The sequence below is a fragment of the Pseudomonas sp. B20 genome, assembly GCF_020515755.1.
Classification (GTDB): domain Bacteria; phylum Pseudomonadota; class Gammaproteobacteria; order Pseudomonadales; family Pseudomonadaceae; genus Aquipseudomonas; species Aquipseudomonas syringae.
In genome coordinates this window covers 399,475-419,797 of record NZ_JAHPJG010000001.1, presented here as the reverse complement: position 1 = coordinate 419,797, position 20,323 = coordinate 399,475, and the positions used below count along the sequence as shown (strand labels likewise).

The following is a 20,323-nucleotide window of genomic DNA, read 5'->3' as shown; positions in this document are numbered from 1 at the left end:
ATCCTTCGCTGGATATTCTTCCGGTCACGCTGCTACTCTCTCCTCTGATATCACAATGACCACGAGCTGGATCACGCTCTGGACGTTATCTTCTTTGCGGAATGCTCGAATGAAGAACTGGATGCTTTTCGGTGCACTTGTCTACCTTGGCGGCTGCGCGTCGCACCACTGCGAAAACGGCCCCAACGACAGTCAGCTCACCGACAGCCCCTGCCGGGCAGAGCACCTGCTGTATCAGAACGACATGCTGCAGGCCAAACTGCTGATCAGCGAAGACAACCGCGAAAACTATGAGCTGGCCGGAGCCATGCTGCGCCGCGCCGCACTTGACGACGCGTCGGGCGAAGCCGAGTTCTATCAGGCCGTTTTGCTGATTCGCCAGCAGGCCGACCAAAAACAGATCATCGATTTGCTGCAAACCGCCGCGAAACACAAGCATCCATTGGCCATCGCCCTGCTCTCCCAGCAACTGAGTGTCAGCGATCCAAAGCTTGCAGAACGTTACCAGTCCGAATACGCCCAACTGGACGTCGCCAAGAGCGGCTACCCGTCGTTCGAGCAGGCGCTGGTGGTGATTCGCGGGCTGATCATCCCCTCTGCGCGCACCACTGCGGCCAACTGACACACAACGGATCGACGAACGGTCCGCCCTCAGCTCATTTCGACGGTATGCTTGCGAGGCTCTAGCTCGCGGCTTGTGTCGGCTCCTGAGCCATTTTCGATACGCCATCCCTGACCACACTCCTCGCAGATCAAGGAGTGAGCCATGCTCAGCCATCGCTTACACGTGCTGTCTTTCAGTGCCCTGCTTGTTTGTCAGTCCGTCTCTGCCCAGGTTCTGGAGCGGGATCTGGGCGACTTCGACCTGAAACTTGCCACCACGCCTACGCGCAGCATGGCCCAGGGTCTGGTAACGCCCACCGGCGGTTCCGGCTCCTTTCATGGCGGCATGGACCTGACCCACGAGAGCGGTTTCTACTTCGGACAATGGGCCCCCAATATGGGCCTGGCCTCGGATACCGGAATGGAGCTCGATTCCTACATGGGCTTCAAGAAGCCCTTCGATAACACCCTTGGCTACGAGCTGGGGATGATTCGTTACAGTTACCCCGACACCAGCCAGATCGACAGCCACGAGTTCTATGCCGGCCTGCGTATGCGCGACAGCCGGATCGGCGCGGCCTTCAGCAATGATGTCGGCACCCGCGACAGTACGGTATTCGTCGATCTGGGCGCCATCGAGCAACTCGGCGTCGGGGTGCGCATGCAGTACGCCAATCACCAGTTCGATACCCCGCAGTCCGCCGCCGACGGCGGGTTGATCAACGGCTTCAACGACTGGTCGCTGAACCTGTCACGCCCCTGGCTGGGCATCGACATGAACCTCATCTACAGCGGCTCCAGCCTGAGCGGCGGCGATTGCAGCGTTTACAGCGGGCACAACGCACGCTGTGACGGGACGTTTACCCTCAAAGCGGTGCGTTCATTCTTTTAAAGGCCCAAACCGGTTGAACTGCCAGACGCTACGCTCCTCTACTGCACGTCAGTACGCCAAGGAGATGTCATGCAGTCTTTATTCAAAGCATTCGTCACGCTGTTGATGACCGTTGCACTGCTCGCAGGATGCAATCAGGTAGGACTGGCGTATCGCAACCTCGACGTGATCATTCCGTGGACGCTCAGCGACTACCTGGACATGAATTCGGAACAGAAAGGCTGGCTGGACGTGCGCCTCAAGCAACATTTGAGCTGGCACTGCAGCACCCAGCTGCCGGAATACCTGACCTGGCTGGACAAACTCGAAGACATGGTCAAGACCGACCAGGTGACGTATGAAGGGCTGCAGGCTCGTACCAGCGAAGCCAAAGAGGCGATCGCCAAGATCTCGAAGGAAATCACTCCATCTGCCGTAGAGTTGCTGTCGCGCTTTGACGACAAGCAAGTGCAGGAGATGCAGGAATCGTTCGCCAAGGATCAGCGCAAGCGCGAAAACAAATACCTCGACCAGCCACTGGAACGCCAGATTGCAGAGCGTGCCGACCGTATGCAGAAACGCGTGACGCCGTGGGTCGGCAAGCTCAATCAGGCGCAGAAAGACCGCATTCAGGCCTGGTCTGCATCGCTGGGCGAACAGAACAAGGCCTGGATTGAAAACCGTACACGCTGGCAAAACCTGTTCCTGGCCACGGTGCAGCAGCGTCAGGCCAGCGACTTCCCGCAACGCATCGCCGCGCTATTGCAGGACCGCGAGACGTTCTGGACCCCTGAATACCGCAAGGCCTACGACCAGACCGAGAAGGCCGCGATATCGCTGATCGTCGACATCACCGCCCTGAGCACGCCGGAACAGCGCGCCAAACTGCTGAGCCGCATCGCCGACATGCGCAAGGACTTCACCGACCTCGATTGCCTGAAGTCGCAGAAGTGATCCGGTAGCCCTCTCACTTCAACTATCGTACCCGTGCTCCGGGTGGGTATGCCGTCCCGGACGCTCTGCGTACTGCCTTGAGTGCGCGGCGCGGCGCAGAATCGTGACGCGGAGCGTCACCCAATGCATTCCCACGCGGAGCGTGAGGAACGATAGCTCTACAACTATCGTACCCGTGCTCCGCGTGGGTAAGCCGTTCTATGCGATCTGGGGCTTTTTGGCGATGGTGTCGAAGAGCGCGGGGTCAAGGGGGTCGCCGGCCTGTTCATTGAGCACCTGGCGTGGGTGGTCATTCCCCGGAATGCTGCTGTCGATCAAAGCCAACAGGCTTGCGCCGCGCTTTGTCAGCATGTACGTCGAGCCATCTCCGCCTTCCTCGCGAGGACGCGGTTCGATGTAGCTGCGATTGAGCAATGTCTCGAATTCAGTGGATGTCGGTGGGGTGCCGTTGTTCTGCACATCGTGCAGCAAACGCTCGATAAGGTCCCAGTTGTAAGTCATTTTTCTACACCTCCGTCCAGCATGTAATGATCACCCATGACCTCCAGCCACGGGCATGCGACTCAAAGGGTGTGACCTGCGAGGTGTATGACGGTTCAGAGAAGCTGGCGGACGGTGTAACGAGGCGTTGTCAGTACTGTAAAGAGGTTGATCGCTCCCGAATGCACGGGAGCGATCACGGCAATCACTCGGCAGCCGGAGCCGGGGTGCTGCGTTTTTTCAGCGGGGCCATGCCGTCCTGGCTGACCAGGTCGGACTTGGGACGGTTGACCGTCTTGCGTTTGGTTGGCCCTTTGGCCGCGACCTTCTTCTTGTCACCCTTCGCGTCGGTCTTTTTCTTCTTGACGCCTACCGCCTTGCCGGAGGCCTTGACCTTCTTCGGCCCGCCGTAGGTGCCTTTGACTTCCTTGATGACGCGACGCTCGAAGCTCTGCTTGAGGTAGCGCTCCACGCTCGACATCAGGTTCCAGTCGCCATGACAGATCAGCGAGATCGCCAGACCGTCGCTGCCTGCACGGCCGGTACGCCCGACGCGGTGGACGTAGTCGTCGCCGCTGCGTGGCATGTCGAAGTTGATCACCATGTCCAGACCTTCAACATCAAGGCCACGAGCCGCCACATCGGTGGCGACCATGATTTTCGCGCCGCCTTGCTTGAGACGGTCGATGGCCGCCTTGCGGTCCTTCTGGTCCTTGTCGCCGTGCAGCACGAACGCCTTGTATTCCAGCGCCACCAGGCGGCCATACAGACGGTCGGCCATGGCCTTGGTGTTGGTGAAGATAATGGCTTTCTGGTAAGTCTCGTTGGCCAGCAGCCAGTTGAGGACCTGCTCTTTGTGCACATTGTGATCAGCAGTGATGATCTGGTGGCGTGTGCCGGAAGCCAGCTCGCTGACGCTGTTGACTTGCAGGTGCTGCGGATCCTTGAGCACCTTGCCGATCATTTCCCGCAGGCCAGCGCCGCCGGTGGTCGCCGAGAACAGCATGGTCTGCTCACGACCGGCACATTCGCCGGCCAGACGCTCGACGTCTTCGGAGAAGCCCATGTCCAGCATGCGGTCGGCTTCGTCCAGTACCAGCACTTCAACGTGCTTGAGGTCCAGATTGCCTGCGTTCAACTGCTCCAGCAGACGACCCGGCGTGCCGATCAGAATGTCCGGCACCTTGCGCAGCATCGCGGCCTGAACCTTGAAGTCCTCGCCACCGGTGATCAAACCGGCCTTGACGAAAGTGAACTGCGAAAAGCGCTCGACTTCCTTGAGCGTCTGCTGAGCCAGCTCACGGGTCGGCAGCAGGATCACCGCACGGATGTCGACTCGAACCTTGGCCGGGCCGATCAGACGGTTGAGGATCGGCAGCACAAATGCGGCGGTCTTGCCGCTACCGGTTTGCGCAGTCACCCGCAGGTCGCGCCCTTGCAGTGCGAGCGGAATGGCGGCCGCCTGCACGGGCGTAGGCTCGACAAATTTAAGCTCGGCCACAGCTTTGAGCAGGCGTTCGTGCAGGGCGAATTCGGAAAACACGGGTGCTACCTCGACGAAAAACAAAAATACAGCTGCATAGCGTAACGGTTTCGAGCGCCGGGGCCGAGTTTCTTTACCACCAAAGGCCGATTTTGTTTACCAACGGGCGAATAAAGGCCAGTCGCAAGTTTGCCGGACAACGCCGCCATCTCGCACCTCGCGCCGATATTTCCCCCCTCTTGCGCGCAGAAAATCGAAGGTCGTGATTTCTTTGTCTACCTTCAGATTCGGTTAAGAAAGCGCTTCGATACTCCACCCTACTCGCTGACCGGGGGAGGAGCCTCGCCAATGCCTGATATCGATTCGAACATTCGTCTACCGCTGAGTTTTGGCAATACCGGGGCACCCACCCTGACCCTCTTCCGCGCCTTGGCGCATGAACAGCAGCGTGAACCTCTGGAACTGTTCGTTCAGCAACAATTTCGCAAAGCCCACAACGCCGACGTCAGGCAATTCATGCCGGAGCTTTTCGGGCTCCAGGACGGCAGCGGCGCGCTGTGTGCCGTGGCCGGTATCCGTCACGCCAGCGCCGGCACATTGTTTCTGGAGAACTATCTGGATGCGCCCATCGAACAGCAGGTCAACGCTGCGGCAGGCCGCCTGATCGAGCGCCAGGGCATCGTCGAAGTCGGCAACCTGGCGGCCAACAGCCTGGGCAGCGCTCGACTGAGCATCATCACAGTGACCTGGTTGCTGGCGATGAGCGGGTTTGAATGGGTCGCCTTTACCGGCAATGCGGCCCTGGTCAACAGCTTCAATCGTCTGGGCCTGAATCCGGTCACGCTGTGCGCTGCCGATCCGGCCCGTCTGGGCGAAGGGCGTCACACCTGGGGCTCATATTACGACTCACGGCCCAGCGTGCATGTCGGCGATATCCGTGCCGGTTTTCTGCACCTGAGCAGCATGGGCATTTTCGAACGTTTTGGACTGCCACAGACACTGGAGCCTGATTGCCATGTCGCATGAACGTGAAGCCTTTTGGCAAAGACTGCAGACGCTGGCCGATGAGCAGCCCCGCGCCATCGCCCTGCAAGGCGAAGACCGGACGCTGGATTACGCCGCACTGGTCGAGGAGATTACGCAGCGCCGCGAACAATTGCGCGTCGCCAATGCGCGGATCGTGGCGCTGATGCTGGACAACAGCCCCGACGCCCTGCTCTGGGACCTGGCGGTGCTGTTCGAAGGCCTGAGCTGCGTGGCGCTGCCGCCGTTCTTCAGCCTTACTCAAAGACGGCATTGCCTGGAACGAAGCCAGGCGGACACGGTGATTACCGGGTCGCTCTTCGCCCAAGAGCTGCAGGCCTCTGACTACAGACAACACGGCGCATTCTGGCAACGCCGCGCTGCCGAGCAAGCGTACATGCCGGTGGGCACCGCCAAACTGACCTTTACCTCGGGCACCACGGGCACCCCCAAGGGCGTGTGCCTGAGTGCCGACAGCATCCTCCGGGTCGCTCGCGGGCTTCATGAAGCCAGTCAGTCGGTGCGACCTGTACACCATCTGAGCCTGTTGCCGCTGGCGATCCTGCTGGAAAACATCGGCTGTTATGCGGCCTTGTATGCCGGCGCACGCATCAGCCTGCCAAGCCAGCAGGAACTGGGTATCCAGGGTGCCAGTGGCGTCGACGCCTCGCGTCTGCTGATGTTTTTGCAACAGCGCCGCCCGGACAGCATGATTCTGGTTCCGCAATTGTTGCTGCTGCTGGTGACGGCCTGCGAAGCGGGCGCGTTCGATGCGTCGATGCTGAGCTTCGCTGCAGTCGGTGGCGCGCGCGTCAGCCTCGATCTGCTGTCGCGCGCTCAAGCGGCAGGCCTGCCGGTCTTCGAGGGCTATGGCCTGTCGGAGTGCGCCTCGGTCATCACCCTCAATCGACCGGACGCCCAGCGTGCCGGCAGCGTCGGTCGCCCACTGCCGCACATCTGGCTGCGCCTGGCGGCTGACGGCGAAGTGCTGGTGGCCGGCAGTCCGATGCTCGGCTATCTGGGCGACACGACACCCGCACCGGCCTGGTGGCCTACCGGCGATCTGGGTGAGCTCGATGCTGACGGCTACCTGTACTTGAAAGGCCGCAAGAAACATCAGTTCGTGACCAGCTTCGGACGCAACGTCAATCCGGAATGGATCGAAGCCGAACTGACCCAGAGCCTCTGCATTGCCCAGGCGTTCGTATATGGCGAGGCTCTGCCGTCCAATCACGCCCTGCTCTGGCCATCGCGCCCCGGCACCACTGACCTGCAGATCGACGAGGCCGTCAACAAGGCCAATCAGGCGCTGCCCGATTACGCCCGCGTCACGAGCTGGACCCGCCTAGACGAGCCTTTCAGCTCCGCAAACGGCTTGTCTACCGCGAATGGCCGGCCTCGCCGCGAGGCCATTCTTGAACGCTATCAAACCCTTTTCACTCCCTCCAACCTGACCCAAGGTGCCTTGTCATGAGTTTTTTTCAGACCCTGCAGGATGCGACCCAGGAACAACGCGAAACCCTGTTCAATCTGCCGATCATCCGCCAGGCAATGGCCGGCCAGGTCAGCCTGGAAAGTTACCGGGCGTTTCTGACTCAGGCCTACTACCACGTGCGCCATACCGTGCCGTTGATGATGGCTTGCGGCGCGCGGCTTCCGGCGCGCATGGAATGGCTGCGCGCGGCCGTCTGTGAGTACATCGAGGACGAATACGGGCATGAAAAGTGGGTACTCAACGACCTGCGTGCCTGCGGCGGTCAGGCTGACGCCGTGGAAAACGGCCAACCCGGCGCGCCTGTCGAGCTGATGGTCGCCTACCTTTATGACCTCATCGCACGCGGCAACCCGGTGGGCCTGTTCGGCATGGTCAATGTGCTGGAAGGCACCAGCATTGCCTTGGCCACGCACGCAGCAGACAGCATGCGCGAAGGGCTCGGCCTTGGGCCAGAAGCGTTCAGCTACCTGAGTTCTCACGGCAGCCTGGACATCGGCCACATGGAAACCTTCCGCACACTGATGGACAAGGTCGACGATCCGGACGATCAACAGGCCGTGATTCATGCGTCGCGCATGGTTTACCGCCTGTACACCGATATGTTTCGCGAGTTGCCGGGCGCTGCCCTGACCACGCACAAGGAGTCGGCTCATGCGGCTGCCTGACGCGCACGTCGTCCTCACAGGTGCCAGCGGCGGCATCGGTCTGGCCATTGCCGAAGCATTGTGCAGCCAGGGCGCCAAGGTGCTGGCAGTGTCGCGCCATGTGCATCCGCTGCGTCAGCTGCTCGAACTCTACCCGGCCAACCTGCACTGGGTCGAGGCGGACCTGTGCACGGCACAGGGTCGTCAGCAAGTGGTCCGCGCGGTCGGTGCCGTGCCTGGCGTCAACCTGCTGATCAATGCGGCGGGCACCAACCATTTCGCGATGCTTGAACAACTGTCGGCCAGCGACATCGATTCCATGCTGACCCTTAATGTGCATGCCCCGATCCAGTTGACCAGCCTGATGCTGCCGGTGCTCAAGCAGGCCAGCGAAGCCATGGTGGTCAACGTCGGTTCTACCTACGGCTCCATCGGCCATGCCGGGTATGCCACCTACTGCGCCAGCAAGTTTGCGTTGCGAGGGTTTTCCGAAGCGCTGCGTCGCGAGCTGGCCGACACCCGGGTGGGCGTACTGTACGTCGCCCCGCGCGCCACCCGGACCAGCATGAACAGCGCCGCAGCACAGGCACTGAACGACGCGCTGAGTTCGGCAGTCGACGACCCGCAAGACGTCGCCCAAGCGGTGCTCCAGGCCATTGCAGGTAACCGCAGAGAGCTTTACCTGGGGTGGCCGGAGCGTTTTTTCGTCAGGCTCAACAGCCTGTTGCCGACCCTCGTGGACCGGGGCCTGCGCAAGCATCTCCCGTTGATCCGCCACCACAGTTCACCCATTGCGCAAGAGAAGCACATACCATGAAAAGAATCGCTTTCGTCGTCATGAGCCTGATCAGCCTGCCGCTCTGGGCACTCGATGCACCCGACCAGCAGCGTCTGGCCGGTATCCAGAAGGAATGGGCGCATATTCAGTACGGCCTGCCCGAGAAGCAGCGTGTCGATGCATTCGAGAAGCTGGCCACGCAAACCACGGCCTTCACTCAGGATCGTCCTGACGCAGCAGAAGCGTGGATCTGGTCGGGCATCGTCACCAGCAGTTGGGCCGGGGCACAAGGCGGCCTTGGCGCGCTGGGCAAAGCCAAACAGGCAAAGGCCGACCTGGAAAAGGCCATGACCCTGGACGCCAATGCCTTGCAGGGCTCGGCCTACACCAGCCTGGCAGCGCTGTATGACAAGGTTCCGGGTTGGCCGATAGGCTTCGGCGACTCGGCCAAGGCCGGGCAATTGCTGGAGCAAGCGTTGAAAATCAACCCGAACGGCATAGATACGCTATTTTTCTCGGCGCAACATCAGTTCGATCAGGGCAACTATGCTCAAGCACAGCAAGCTTTGAACAAGGCGTTGCAGGCACCACCCCGTCCGGGCCGTGAAGAGGCCGACGCCGGGCGCAGGAAAGACATCCAGTCGCTGCTCACCAGCGTGAACAAGAAGCTCAACTGACGGAGACACCATGCGTCTGCTGCTTATCGAAGACGACGTTGCACTGGGCGAAGGCATTCAGCAGGCACTCAGCCGGGAAGGCTACACCGTTGACTGGATCAAGGACGGCAGCAGCGCCCTGCATGCCCTGCTCAGCGAGAGCTTCGATCTGGCCATTCTCGACGTCGGCCTGCCGACGCTGAGTGGGTTTGAAGTACTGCGTCGACTGCGTCACAGCGGCTCGACGCTGCCGGTCATGATCCTGACCGCACGCGACGCCACCGAAGACCGGATTATCGGCCTGGACAGTGGCGCTGACGATTATCTGGTCAAACCCTTCGATGTGTCCGAGCTCAAAGCCCGCTTGCGCGCCCTGCTACGCCGCAGTGCCGGGCGTGCCAAGGTGCTGATCGAACACAACGGCATCGCCTGGACCCCAGCACGCAACAGGTCAGCTATCACGATGCCGCAGTTGCCCTGACGCCCAAGGAATACCAATTGCTGTATGAATTGCTCTCGCCGCCAGGCAGGGTCATGACCCGCGAACGGCTGATGCAGCTGCTCTATGGCTGGAACGAAGAGGCCGAAAGCAACACCCTCGAAGTGCACATTCACCATCTGCGCAAAAAGTTTTCCAGCACCCTGATCCGTACCATTCGAGGCGTGGGTTATCTGGTGGAGGAGCGTTCTTGAAGTCGATACGCCGCCGCACACTGACCCTGATCATCGGCCTGCTGCTGAGTGGTCTTCTGGTACTGACGCTGTTCAACGTGCATGACAGCAATCACGAAATCGCGGAAATCTACGATGCCCAACTGGCGCAGAACGCGAGGCTGCTGGAAGGCGTGATGCGCATGCCCATGGAGCGCAAGGAACATGCGCAGCTCTATCAGGCCTTCAATCAGGCCCTCGCCCAGGCTGAACCACGTGTGGACGGCCATCCTTACGAGGGCAAGATCGCCTTTCAGGTCTGGGACAAGGACAACAACTCGCTGGTACACACTGCCAGCGCCCCGACCTTCACTCATCCGCCACAGAGCACCGGGTTCAGTGATTTCAACGACATGGCCGGCCATCAATGGCGAGCCTTCGTGCTCAGGGACGAGCAGCATGGTCTGCTGGTCTGGGTCGGTGAGCGCGATGACGTGCGCTCGGATCTGGTCAATCGCATTGTGCGTCACACAGTCTTGCCGAACCTGATCGGCAGTCTGGTGCTGATGATCGCCATCTGGCTGGCGATCCGCTGGGGGCTGAGGCCGCTGGCCGATTTCGCCAATACCCTGCGCGGCCGTAACGCCGGTGCTCTGCACCCGCTGCAGCTCAACGCCCTGCCTACCGAACTGGAACCCATGCAGGCCGCCCTGAACCGCCTGCTGGGACAGATTCAGGACCTGCTCAAACGCGAGCGGCGCTTCATTGCCGATGCGGCCCACGAAATGCGCACGCCTCTGGCGGTCCTGCGTGTGCACGCGCAAAACGTACTGGAAGCGCACAACGAAGCGCAGCGGCAACAGTCGCTGGGCTACCTGATCATCGGCGTGGACCGCACCACGCGGCTGGTCAACCAGTTGCTGACCATTGCGCGCCTGGAGCCCGGTCCTTCGCCAGCGGGCAAGGTGGCGGTGGATCTGGTCAGCGCTGTGCGCGACAGTCTGGTGCAATTGACCCCGTGGGTGCTGAGCAAGCATCTGGAGTTGTCCTTTGAATGCAGTGAAGCCAGCCGCGACGTAACGGTGGACTTTCCCGCGCTGGACATCGCCTTGCACAACCTGATCACCAATGCCGTCAACTTCTCCCCCGAGGGCGGCCAGGTCACGGTGGGGCTGACGTTCAGTGAGCATTGCTTCCGGCTCAACGTCGACGATCAGGGCCCTGGTATCGATGAGCAGGAGCGCGAACGCCTGTTCGAGCCGTTCTACAGCCGTGGCAACGATCAAGGCGTGGGACTGGGGCTGGCCATCGTGGAAAAAGTCGCGCTATTGATGGGCGGCAACGTGAGCCTCGACAATCGTCCGGAGGGCGGGCTCAGGGCCAGTCTGCAGGCGCCGTTGCGCTGAGCATTGAGCAACGCGCCGAGGGACGGCCATCGAGTGCCGTCACGACACCGGCAGCAGCACATCGACCACCAGACCGCCGCCCGGCCGATTGCGTGCGGCGATCTGCCCGCCGTGCATTTCGATAGCCCGCAGGGCGATGGCCAGGCCCAGGCCAAAGCCCTGCGCGGCATTCTCCGGACCGCGCTCGAAGGGCTGGAAAATCCGTTGCAGGCACGCCTCGTCCACACCCGGCCCCTGATCGATGACATTGACCATCAGGCACAGCGGCTGGGCCTGAACGTTGGCGACCACCACCACATCCGTGCCGACCGCCGTGTGGCGAACGGCATTGCGGATCACGTTTTCGAAGGCCCGGTAGAGCAGTTCGCTGTCGACCTGAGCGACGAACGACCCGGGAGCCTGCAGCCTGACCCGACACTGCTTCAGTCCGGCCTCGAATTCGGCATCTTCGACGATGGCCGCCAGCAGGCTGATGACATCGACCTGGTCGCGGGTCAGGCTTTCGACATCGCTCTGCATGCGCGCCAGGGTCAGCAATTCTTCGATCAGTGAGTCCATGCGCTCCGATTCGCGCTCAATGCGTTCGAGCATGTCCAGTTGGGTCGGCTCCTGGCGCAACAGGCCGATGGCGGCACTCATGCGCGTCAGCGGCGAACGCAGCTCATGGGAAATATCATGCAGCAGTTGTTGCTGGGAGTCGGCCATGACCTTGAGCTGATTGGCCATGCGGTCGCAATCCTCGGCAAGGTCGACGATTTCATCGCGCCGCCGGCCCATGTCGGGCTTCACCCGTGTGTCGAAACGGCCTCTGGCGACCTTGCCCATCGCCTCCCGCAACTTCATCAGCGGCGCCACCAGATAGCTGCTGAGAAACCAGCTGAACAGCGCACTCATGACCGTGCCGGTGATCAGCGGATTGAGGTGAGAGGGTTGATCGTCATGGTTGGGCCGCTGGGTAGAGCGGATATGCACGAGTGCGCCTTCGCGCGTGTGCACGGCGAGTTCGAAGCGAGGATTCTCCAGCGGCCCGCCCGCCAGCAGCATCCCCTGGCTGTCGTACAGGCCGACCCTGCCTTGCCCCTCCGGCTGCCAGGCATCGAGCAACGCCTGCCCTGCGGCGATGCCCGACTGCTGAAGAATACGCACCTCGTTGTCGAGCACCGTACTGAACGACGGATCGCCTCGCCCTGACTGGGTGAATATGAACAGGCCGGCACCGACCATGAAAGTCAGGCTGGTCGCCAGCCAGAACGCCAGGAACAGCTTCCAGAACAACCGGTTCGGCCTCATGGCGTGATCAACATATAGCCCAGATTGCGCACGCTCTGTATCCAGCTCTGGTTATCGTTGCGCGGACCGAGCTTGTGGCGAATGCTGCTGATGTGCACGTCGATACTGCGATCGTAGCGAGCCAGCGGCCGTCCCAGCGCGTTCATCGACAGGTTCTGCTTGCTGACCAGTTGCCCGGCATGCCGCGCCAGCTCTTCGAGCAGGCAGAACTCGTTGCCGGTCAGTTCAAGCGTCACGCCCTGCCAGCGCGCTTCACGCTTGCCTGGCCAGAGCATCAGCTCTCCGGCCTGAATCACATCCCTGACCGCATCAACTACCGACACCGCACGCACCCGGCGCATGATCGCCCGCAGACGCGCCACCAGCTCACCCGGCGAGCTGGGCTTGGGCACGTAATCGTCGGCGCCCAGTTCCAGCCCGGAAATACGGTCGATATTGTCGCCGCGGGCGGTCAGCAGAATCACCGGCACCTGGCTTTGCGCGCGGATCCGCCGCAGCACTTCGATCCCGGAGATGCGCGGCATCATGATGTCCAGCACGACAATGTCGTGACGCCCGGACAAGGCTTCAATCTCGCCCTCTTCAGCGCTGTTGGTGCAGGTCACGTCGAAGCTTTCACGGGTCAGGTACTGGCTGAGCATTTCCGTCAGTTCCCGGTCATCGTCGACAAGCAATACGGAAGTCATGGCAGGCCCTTGATTGGTGGTTGCCGATTATCCCGGCGCTGCTGCGGCGTGTCAGCCGGGCTCGATGATCTTTACCTAACCTTACACGGCGTTAACCGTCCCCAACATGCCCTCGCCCTATGCTGCGCAGCCAACAGCGCCCGCCGGACCGGCCCTTTCTGGCGTGTCATCGGCAGCGCTCAAATGCCTTTGTCGCAGCTTTCTGGAAAGGGTTTGATGATTTCTTCGCGTCTGCTTCTATCGTTCTGCCTGTTATTCAGCGTCCCGCTGGCACACGCCGACACTTTTTCCATCTCGGACATCCGCGTCAACGGCCTGCAACGCGTATCAGCAGGAAGCGTATTCGCTGCGCTGCCGCTCAATGTCGGCGATCAGGCCGATGAGCAGCGCCTGGCCGACGCGTCGCGCTCACTGTTCAAGACCGGTTTCTTTCAGGACATCAACGTTGCACGCGATGGCAATGTGCTGGTGATCAATGTAGTCGAACGCCCCTCTATCGCCAGTATCGAGATTGTCGGCAACAAGGTCATCAGCACCGACGACCTGATGAAGGGGCTCAAGCAGTCGGGGCTCACTGAAGGCGAGATATTCCAGCGCGCCACGCTGGAGGGCGTGCGCAATGAACTGCAACGCCAATATGTCTCCCAGGGCCGCTACAGTGCCTCGGTCGATACCGAGGCGCTGCCTGCACCACGTAACCGCATCGCCCTGAAAATCACCATCGACGAAGGGACGGTGGCGTCGATCCAGCACATCAACGTGGTCGGCAACACCGTGTTCTCCGATGAACAGCTGGCTGATCAGTTTCAGCTCAAGACCAGCAACTGGCTGTCGTTTTTCAAGAACGATGACAAGTACGCCCGCGAAAAACTTTCCGGCGACCTGGAGCGACTGCGCTCCTGGTACCTGGACCGCGGCTACATCAACATGGATATCAACTCGACTCAGGTGTCGCTGACGCCTGACAAGAAAGGCGTGTTCATTACCGTCAATATCACCGAAGGCGACCGGTATACGGTAGGCAGCGTCAAACTGGGCGGCGACCTGAAAGTGCCGAAGGACCAGCTCGAACAACTGATTCTGGTCAAACCGGGCCAGGTGTTTTCACGCAAGGTCATGACTGACAGCACCAACCTGATCACCCGCCGTCTGGGCAACGATGGCTACACTTTCGCCAACGTCAACGGCTTGCCGAAAGCCAACGATGCCGATCACACCGTTGATATCAGTTTCGTGGTCGACCCCGGCAAGCGCGCCTACGCCAACCGCATCAACTTTCGCGGCAACACCAAGACCGCCGACGAAGTGCTGCGCCGTGAAATGCGCCAGATGGAAGGCGGCTGGGCCTCGACCTACCTGATCGACCAGTCGAAGGTGCGCCTGGAGCGTCTCGGTTTCTTCAAGGAAGTGAACGTCGAAACGCCAGCGGTCCCCGGCACCGACGATCAGGTGGACATCAACTACGCCGTCGAAGAACAGGCCTCGGGCAACATCACCGCCAGCGTGGGCTTTTCGCAAAGCGCCGGGCTGATACTCGGCGGCTCCATCTCGCAGAACAACATCCTCGGCACCGGCAACTTCGCCAGCCTCGGCATGACCCGCTCCGAGTACCAGACCAAGTACAACTTCGCGTTCACCAACCCGTACTTCACGCCTGACGGGGTGAGCCTGGGCTACAACGTTTTCTACAACGCGACCGACTACAGCAAGTATTACGATGACGACGACGAGGTCTCCTACTACTCGCTCAACAGCGTGGGCGCAGGGGTCAATCTCGGCTATCCGATCAGCGAAACATCGCGCCTGACTTACGGGCTGTCGATCCAGCGTGACACCCTCGACGCCGGCAGCTACAGCGCTGACGAGATCTACGACTTCATTGAGCGCGAGGGTGATGCGTTCACCAACCTCAAGGCCAGCGTCGGCTGGTCGGAATCGACCCTCAACAAGGGCGTACTGGCCACCCGCGGGCACTCGCAAAGTCTGACCCTGACCAGCACCGTGCCGGGCAGTGACCTGCAGTTCTACAAACTCGACTACAACGGCCAGACCTTCCTGCCGCTCAGCGACACCACCTCGCTGCGCCTGCATACCAAACTCGGCTACGGCAACGGTTACGGCGATACCGACGGCCTGCCCTTCTACGAAAACTATACGGCGGGCGGCCAGGCCACGGTGCGCGGCTTCAAGGACGGCACGCTGGGGCCGCGCAATACCCCGGCCACCGGCACCTACGCCAGTCAGGGGCAGATCTACTATTCCGACCGCGACACCGAAGCCCTGGGCGGCAACATCCTGATCACCGGCGGCATGGAATACCTCTTCCCGATGCCCTTCGTCAAAGACCAGAAATCCCTGCGCACCTCGCTGTTCTGGGACTTCGGCACGGTTTACGCCGACAAGTGCTACCTGACCACCACGCAGAACTGCGGCAACATCAATATCGACCAGATGGCCAGTTCGGTCGGCGTCGGCGTGACCTGGTACTCGCCGCTCGGCCCCCTGAGCTTCGACCTCGCCGTGCCGATCAAAAAGCCCGAAGACGCCGAGACCCAAGTGTTCCAGTTCTCGCTGGGCCAGACCTTTTGAGGCGGACCTTTTACAGCATGAACAAGGCGGTCTTTACCCAGCATTACCTGGCCCGGACCGCGCTTTACATCCCGTCGTTGAATACTGCCTGCACTACTCATCAGGTCAGGAGTCGTTACATGAGCCGCGAAGTCAGACAGATCACCCCCGATGTGCAGGAAATCATCCAGCACGCCTTGCACTCGCTGCTGGGCAAAGGCTTCGTCATCGCGCTGTTCGGCAGCGAGGATGCAACCGGGGCCATGCACTACCATTTGCGTATCGACCACGACGCCACGGGGCTGGGCATCGAGCATCACGACAACGTCGAAGACGGTTTCATCGACGATATCTTCATGCTCGCCACCCGCATGAAAGCCATGCTCAAGCAGCGCGAAACCCTGTCTCGCATGCATGGCGGCAGCCAGGCGACGGGTCAGGTGCGGCTGCTGACCTGGATCACCGAGGACAACAGCCAGACGGTCATGCAAACCGCCGAGGCTGCGGGGCGCGAGTGTTTGAGTGCGTTGCGCGAGCGCAGGCTGCGGGCTTGAATCGTGAGCGCCGCACGGCTCAATCAATGGCCGAGACCATCAGTTCTCGCAACCACCTATGAGCCGGATCACGGTGCAAACGCTCTGGCCATAACATGAGCATTTCAAACCCGGGAATCGAAAGCGGCGGTTCCTGAACCACAAGCGTCGGCTGATTGCGCACCAGCCGTTCAGGCACTACGGCAACCAGGTCGCTGCTGGTCAATGCCGACACCAGCGAGCCGAAATGCGGCGCCGACAACACGACCCGCCGGCTTAACCCCAGCGCCGCCAAGGCCTGATCGGTGCTGCCGGCGAAGCCACCGCCGTTGGGAGACATGACCGCATGCTCCAGCTCACAGAAACGTGTCAGCGACACGGGTTGCACAAGGTCCGGATGATCATGCCGGCCAGCAAGCACATAACGCTCATGGATCAACGACCGCTGGCGCAGCTTGGGCGGCGCCTCCTCGCGGGTGTGCAACGCCAGATCCAGCCGACCGCTTTCAAGATCTGCGGCCAGGCTGACAGGGTGCTTGTTCAACAGGGCCAGACGTGTGCCTGGTGCACTACTGCGCAGCCTGCCGAGCGACGGCCATATCAACGCGATGGTCGCGTAATCGCTGGCAGCCACGCGCCAGGTGTGATCGGCCGTTGCCGGATCGAAATCCCGGCCGGGCAGCAAGGCTGACTCCAACGCTGCAAGTGCCTGACGGAGCGGTTCGCGCAGTTCCTCAGCCCGCGCGGTCGGGGTCATGCCCCGCGGTCCCGGCAACAATAATGGATCCTCCAGCACCTGCCTCAGCCTGCCCAATTGCAGGCTGACCGTCGGCTGAGTCAGGTTCAGCCGATGCGCCGCGCGGGTCACGTTCTGCTCCGAGAGCAGTGCATCCAGCGTGACCAGCAGATTGAGGTCGATACGCCGCAAGGTATTGTTCATGCACATACCATGTGTTTGGGAGATTGATTTCCAGCATACCCGAGCGAGTCTGTAGCGTTGCCCCATTACAGACAAACCGGAGCCCCCCATGAACGTACTTATTGTCTACGCCCACCCCGAACCGCGCTCGCTGAACGGGTCGTTGAAAGACTTCGCAGTCGATCATCTGCAGAACAACGGCCATCAGGTGCAGGTGTCCGACCTTTACCAGATGGGCTGGAAGGCGATCATCGACGCCAACGATGCACCCGGCCTTGAGAACAACAGCCGCTTTGACCCTGCCCTTGAGTCGCAACGCGTGTTTGCCGCCGGTATCCAGCCGCCGGACATCGAGGCCGAACAAGCCAGGTTGCTCTGGGCAGACGCCGTCATATTTCAGTTTCCACTCTGGTGGTTTTCGATGCCCGCGATCATGAAAGGCTGGATAGAGCGGGTGTACGCCTGTGGTTTCGCCTACGGCGTGGGCGAGCACAGCGACCAGCACTGGGGTGATCGCTACGGTGAAGGAACGCTGGCAGGCAAGCGCGCCATGCTGACGGTGACCATGGGCGGCTGGAAGTCCCACTACAGCGAGCGGGGCGTAAACGGGGCGCTGAACGATGTGCTCTTTCCTATCCAGCACGGCATCCTGTTCTATCCAGGCTTCGATGTGCTCGCGCCCTTCCCCGTGTACCGGGCAGGCAAGGTGGACAGCGCAACCTTTGCGCGGATTTGCGCCGACTACGGCGACCGCCTGGATACCCTGTTCACCCTCGAGCCCTTGCCCTTTCGCAGGCAGAACGACGGTGACTACGAGATCCCGGCACTGACATTGCGCGCTGATCTTGCAACAGGCCGGCAGGGGCTGGGCATTCACCTGCGCGATCAGTGACTGATAAAGAAAAGACCCTGCTTGTGCAGGGCCTTTTCATGCGTAGTGTTTTCTGGCGGACTACTTCAGGTTGTTCTTGAAAAACTCGCCCAGCTTGTCGAACGGGATCAGATCGACCCGATCGTACAGATCCACATGCCCGGCTTCCGGCACGATGATCAGTTGCTTGGGCTGGCCGGCCAGTTTGTACGCTTCCTCGCTGAACTCCAGAGAGTGCGCCTTTGAACCGGCGATGAACAACATCGGGCGTGGCGAGATGGTCGCGATGTCGTTGAACGGATAGAAGTTCATGAACTTGATGTTGCTGGTCAGCGTCGGGTGAGTGGTCAACTCGGGGGACTGGCCTTCGGGCGTGAACTCGCCCCGTGGCGTGCGATAGAAATCGTAGAACTCGCGTTCGATCGGGCCGGATGTGTCAGTCAGTTTGTGTACCGTGCCGCTGGTATACGCAGTGTCGCCGCCGCTGTATTCCACGTCGCGCTGCAGTGCCGCCTGCTCGATGATCTTCTTGCGCTGCGCCAGCGTCTGCGAGTGTTTCAGGCCGTTGCGGTTGGCGGCGCCCATGTCATACATGCTCACCGTGGCGATGGCTTTCATGCGCGGGTCGATCTTCGCGGCACTGATGACAAAGCTGCCGCTGCCGCAAATCCCCAGCACGCCGATTCGTTTTTTGTCCACGAAGGTCTGCGTGCTCAGGAAGTCCACTGCGGCGCTGAAGTCTTCGGCGTAGATATCCGGTGAAACGGCGTTACGCGGCTGGCCTTCGCTCCCGCCCCAGAACGACAAATCCAGCGACAAGGTGACAAAACCCTGCTCGGCCAGTTTCTGCGCGTACAGGTTGGCACTTTGCTCCTTCACCGCCCCCATCGGATGGCCGACGATGATTGCCGGAGCTTTAACGTTCGGGTTCGAACCTTTGGGTATAAAAAGATTGCCCGCGACTTTCATCTTGTACTGGTTGTTGAATAGCACTTTTTGCGCAACGACCTTGTCGCTTGTGTAGAAATTATCGGCACCGTGAGACATGTCTGCTCCTGTCGCAGCGTATGAGCTGATTAAAAGCCCAAGCATCAAAAGAATCTTTTTCATGGCGTGTTACCTCGTTGAGAAATTGACCCGCGTTTATCTGCCCGGCCCTGACCGGTGTTGCTTTCCTGCACGGACGCGTTGTCGCGTGCCGTCCAGGCCAGCGCGGCCGAACACGCCAGTAACACGCCACCGAATGCGAACGGGCTCCACCAACCGAGGCTGTCGAACAGCGCGCCGCCGATGCCGGCCCCGGCGGTGATCGCCAGTTGAATGGTCGCCACCATCAGGCCACCGCCCGCCTCGGCATCGTCGGGCAGCGTGCGGCTCAACCAGAGACCCCAGGCGACCGGTGCAGGCGTGGCAATCAGCCCCCAGACGGCAAGCACAATGGCGACGGCCTGAGGCGAATGGCCCAGACCGGTCAGCGCCACGGCCAGCACCGCCATCAGCAGCGGAATGGCGATCAGGCAGGCATACAGGCCTTTGTGCAGCAGCCTGCCGATCAGGTAGGTGCCGACCAGCCCGCTGGCCCCCAGCGCCAAAAGCATCAGGGACAACGTGTTGACGCTGACCCCGGTGATCTCTTCCAGAAACGGGCGCAGGTAGGTGAAGACGGCGAACTGGCCCATGAACAGCAACAGGATCGCGCTCATGCCGACGGCCACTTGAGGGTTGCGCAGCAGGCGGAACGGATTGCGTGCCCGGTTGTTCGGCTGGCTGCGCATGGCCGGCAGGCTCAGCCATTGCCAGGTAAACGCCAGCGCCGCGAGCGGGATGACCAGAAAAAACGCCCCGCGCCAGCCGATGTACTGGCCCATGAAGCTGCCCAATGGCGCGGCGACCGTCGCCGCCAGCGCATTGCCGCCGTTGATCAGTGCCAGGCCCTTGGCGACCGATTGCTTCGGCACCAGCTTCATCACGGTGGCGGTCGACATCGACCAGAAGCCGCCAATGGCTATCCCGAGCAATGCACGGCCTGTCATGAACAACCAGCCGTTGGCGGCCAGCGTGACGATCACGCCAGACACCAGCAGCAACAGGCTGAAGCCCAGCAGGACAGGCTTGCGATCCAGATGCCCGGTCAGCGGCGTGTTCAGCAGACTGGTCAGCACAGCAAAAAAGCCGGAGATCGAAATCGCCTGGCCTGCCTGCCCCTGACTGATGCCCAAGTCCTGCGCGATGGGTGTCAGCAGGCTGACCGGCATGAACTCCGAGGCAATCAGCACCACCACACACAGCGCCATCGAAAACACGGCGCCCCATGCGGGCGGATGAGTGGTTATTTCGGACTGCTTCAGAGTTGAATCAAATGCTTGCATGCGTCCTGACCTGGCGACGTTAAAAAATAGTCGGCACAGGTTA

At 61.0% G+C, this 20,323-nt stretch carries 19 protein-coding genes and 1 pseudogene; 13 read left to right on the top strand and 7 right to left on the bottom strand.

Features of this window, described 5'->3' with window-relative positions:
• The first annotated feature begins 109 nt into the window (after positions 1-109).
• The 3 genes from LIX91_RS01800 (at position 110) to LIX91_RS01790 (ending at position 2,428) form a co-directional block, all read left to right on the top strand.
• Positions 110-622 (top strand): hypothetical protein, encoded by a 513-nt coding sequence (locus LIX91_RS01800; protein WP_058444328.1) that lies wholly within the window; start codon positions 110-112, stop codon positions 620-622.
• A 144-nt stretch (positions 623-766) separates the two neighbouring features.
• Positions 767-1,495 carry a TorF family putative porin gene (locus LIX91_RS01795; RefSeq protein WP_003412762.1) on the top strand — a complete coding sequence of 243 codons (729 nt, stop codon included), beginning with the start codon at positions 767-769 and terminating at the stop codon, positions 1,493-1,495.
• 69 nt (positions 1,496-1,564) lie between these two features.
• Positions 1,565-2,428: a DUF6279 family lipoprotein gene (locus LIX91_RS01790; RefSeq protein ID WP_003425465.1), complete on the top strand. Its 864-nt coding sequence runs from the start codon at positions 1,565-1,567 to the stop codon at positions 2,426-2,428.
• A 198-nt stretch (positions 2,429-2,626) separates the two neighbouring features.
• Here the strand turns inward: LIX91_RS01790 and LIX91_RS01785 are convergent, their stop codons facing one another.
• Both LIX91_RS01785 and LIX91_RS01780 read right to left on the bottom strand, forming a co-directional pair.
• The gene (locus LIX91_RS01785; RefSeq protein ID WP_003418307.1) at positions 2,627-2,929 is read right to left on the bottom strand and encodes a hypothetical protein; all 303 of its coding nucleotides are present in this window, start codon (positions 2,927-2,929) and stop codon (positions 2,627-2,629) included.
• A 184-nt stretch (positions 2,930-3,113) separates the two neighbouring features.
• Positions 3,114-4,451, bottom strand: a complete 1,338-nt coding sequence (locus LIX91_RS01780; RefSeq protein WP_003402477.1) for a DEAD/DEAH box helicase — start codon at positions 4,449-4,451, stop codon at positions 3,114-3,116.
• A gap of 288 nt (positions 4,452-4,739) precedes the next feature.
• Here LIX91_RS01780 and LIX91_RS01775 point away from each other — a divergent pair, with 288 nt between their 5' ends.
• From LIX91_RS01775 to LIX91_RS01745, 7 genes and pseudogenes are all read left to right on the top strand, one after another.
• Positions 4,740-5,417 (top strand): thermostable hemolysin, encoded by a 678-nt coding sequence (locus LIX91_RS01775; RefSeq protein WP_003412767.1) that lies wholly within the window; start codon positions 4,740-4,742, stop codon positions 5,415-5,417.
• Positions 5,407-6,888, top strand: a complete 1,482-nt coding sequence (locus LIX91_RS01770) for an AMP-binding protein (protein WP_226487897.1) — start codon at positions 5,407-5,409, stop codon at positions 6,886-6,888. Before LIX91_RS01775 ends, LIX91_RS01770 begins: the two co-directional genes overlap by 11 nt.
• Positions 6,885-7,574 (top strand): TenA family transcriptional regulator, encoded by a 690-nt coding sequence (locus LIX91_RS01765; RefSeq protein ID WP_226487896.1) that lies wholly within the window; start codon positions 6,885-6,887, stop codon positions 7,572-7,574. The genes LIX91_RS01770 and LIX91_RS01765 overlap by 4 nt, the downstream gene beginning before the upstream one ends.
• Entirely contained in the window at positions 7,561-8,370 is an 810-nt protein-coding gene (locus LIX91_RS01760) for an SDR family oxidoreductase (protein ID WP_003412774.1), read from the top strand. The genes LIX91_RS01765 and LIX91_RS01760 overlap by 14 nt, the downstream gene beginning before the upstream one ends.
• Entirely contained in the window at positions 8,367-9,008 is a 642-nt protein-coding gene (locus LIX91_RS01755; RefSeq protein WP_226487895.1) for a tetratricopeptide repeat protein, read from the top strand. The genes LIX91_RS01760 and LIX91_RS01755 overlap by 4 nt, the downstream gene beginning before the upstream one ends.
• A gap of 10 nt (positions 9,009-9,018) precedes the next feature.
• Positions 9,019-9,680 (top strand): annotated as a pseudogene (locus LIX91_RS01750) (response regulator).
• Entirely contained in the window at positions 9,677-11,044 is a 1,368-nt protein-coding gene (locus LIX91_RS01745; RefSeq protein ID WP_100073588.1) for an ATP-binding protein, read from the top strand. Before LIX91_RS01750 ends, LIX91_RS01745 begins: the two are co-directional and overlap by 4 nt.
• A 39-nt stretch (positions 11,045-11,083) precedes the next feature.
• On the opposite strand, the gene LIX91_RS01740 is transcribed toward LIX91_RS01745, so the two are convergent.
• Together LIX91_RS01740 and LIX91_RS01735 are read right to left on the bottom strand one after the other, a co-directional pair.
• Positions 11,084-12,319, bottom strand: a complete 1,236-nt coding sequence (locus LIX91_RS01740) for an ATP-binding protein (RefSeq protein WP_003418325.1) — start codon at positions 12,317-12,319, stop codon at positions 11,084-11,086.
• 11 nt (positions 12,320-12,330) lie between these two features.
• Positions 12,331-13,020, bottom strand: coding sequence for a response regulator transcription factor (locus tag LIX91_RS01735; protein WP_003412780.1), 690 nt, complete (start codon positions 13,018-13,020; stop codon positions 12,331-12,333).
• A gap of 216 nt (positions 13,021-13,236) precedes the next feature.
• On the opposite strand from LIX91_RS01735, the gene bamA reads away from it, so the two are divergent.
• Both bamA and LIX91_RS01725 read left to right on the top strand, forming a co-directional pair.
• Positions 13,237-15,609: an outer membrane protein assembly factor BamA gene (gene bamA, locus LIX91_RS01730; RefSeq protein WP_074951993.1), complete on the top strand. Its 2,373-nt coding sequence runs from the start codon at positions 13,237-13,239 to the stop codon at positions 15,607-15,609.
• A gap of 119 nt (positions 15,610-15,728) precedes the next feature.
• Positions 15,729-16,142, top strand: coding sequence for a hypothetical protein (locus LIX91_RS01725; protein ID WP_032703101.1), 414 nt, complete (start codon positions 15,729-15,731; stop codon positions 16,140-16,142).
• Positions 16,143-16,161: 19 nt separating this feature from the next.
• Here LIX91_RS01725 and LIX91_RS01720 read toward each other — a convergent pair whose 3' ends face one another.
• The gene (locus LIX91_RS01720) at positions 16,162-17,061 is read right to left on the bottom strand and encodes a LysR family transcriptional regulator (RefSeq protein ID WP_226487894.1); all 900 of its coding nucleotides are present in this window, start codon (positions 17,059-17,061) and stop codon (positions 16,162-16,164) included.
• Between the two features lie 88 nt (positions 17,062-17,149).
• On the opposite strand from LIX91_RS01720, the gene LIX91_RS01715 reads away from it, so the two are divergent.
• Positions 17,150-17,932, top strand: coding sequence for an NAD(P)H-dependent oxidoreductase (locus tag LIX91_RS01715; protein WP_226487893.1), 783 nt, complete (start codon positions 17,150-17,152; stop codon positions 17,930-17,932).
• 60 nt (positions 17,933-17,992) lie between these two features.
• Here LIX91_RS01715 and LIX91_RS01710 read toward each other — a convergent pair whose 3' ends face one another.
• A complete protein-coding gene (locus LIX91_RS01710) occupies positions 17,993-19,021 on the bottom strand; it encodes an alpha/beta hydrolase (protein ID WP_226487892.1) in 1,029 nt (342 codons plus the stop codon).
• Complete coding sequence (locus LIX91_RS01705) at positions 19,018-20,280, bottom strand: MFS transporter (protein ID WP_226487891.1); 1,263 nt, start codon at positions 20,278-20,280, stop codon at positions 19,018-19,020. The genes LIX91_RS01710 and LIX91_RS01705 overlap by 4 nt, the downstream gene beginning before the upstream one ends.
• Between the last annotated feature and the right edge of the window lie 43 nt (positions 20,281-20,323).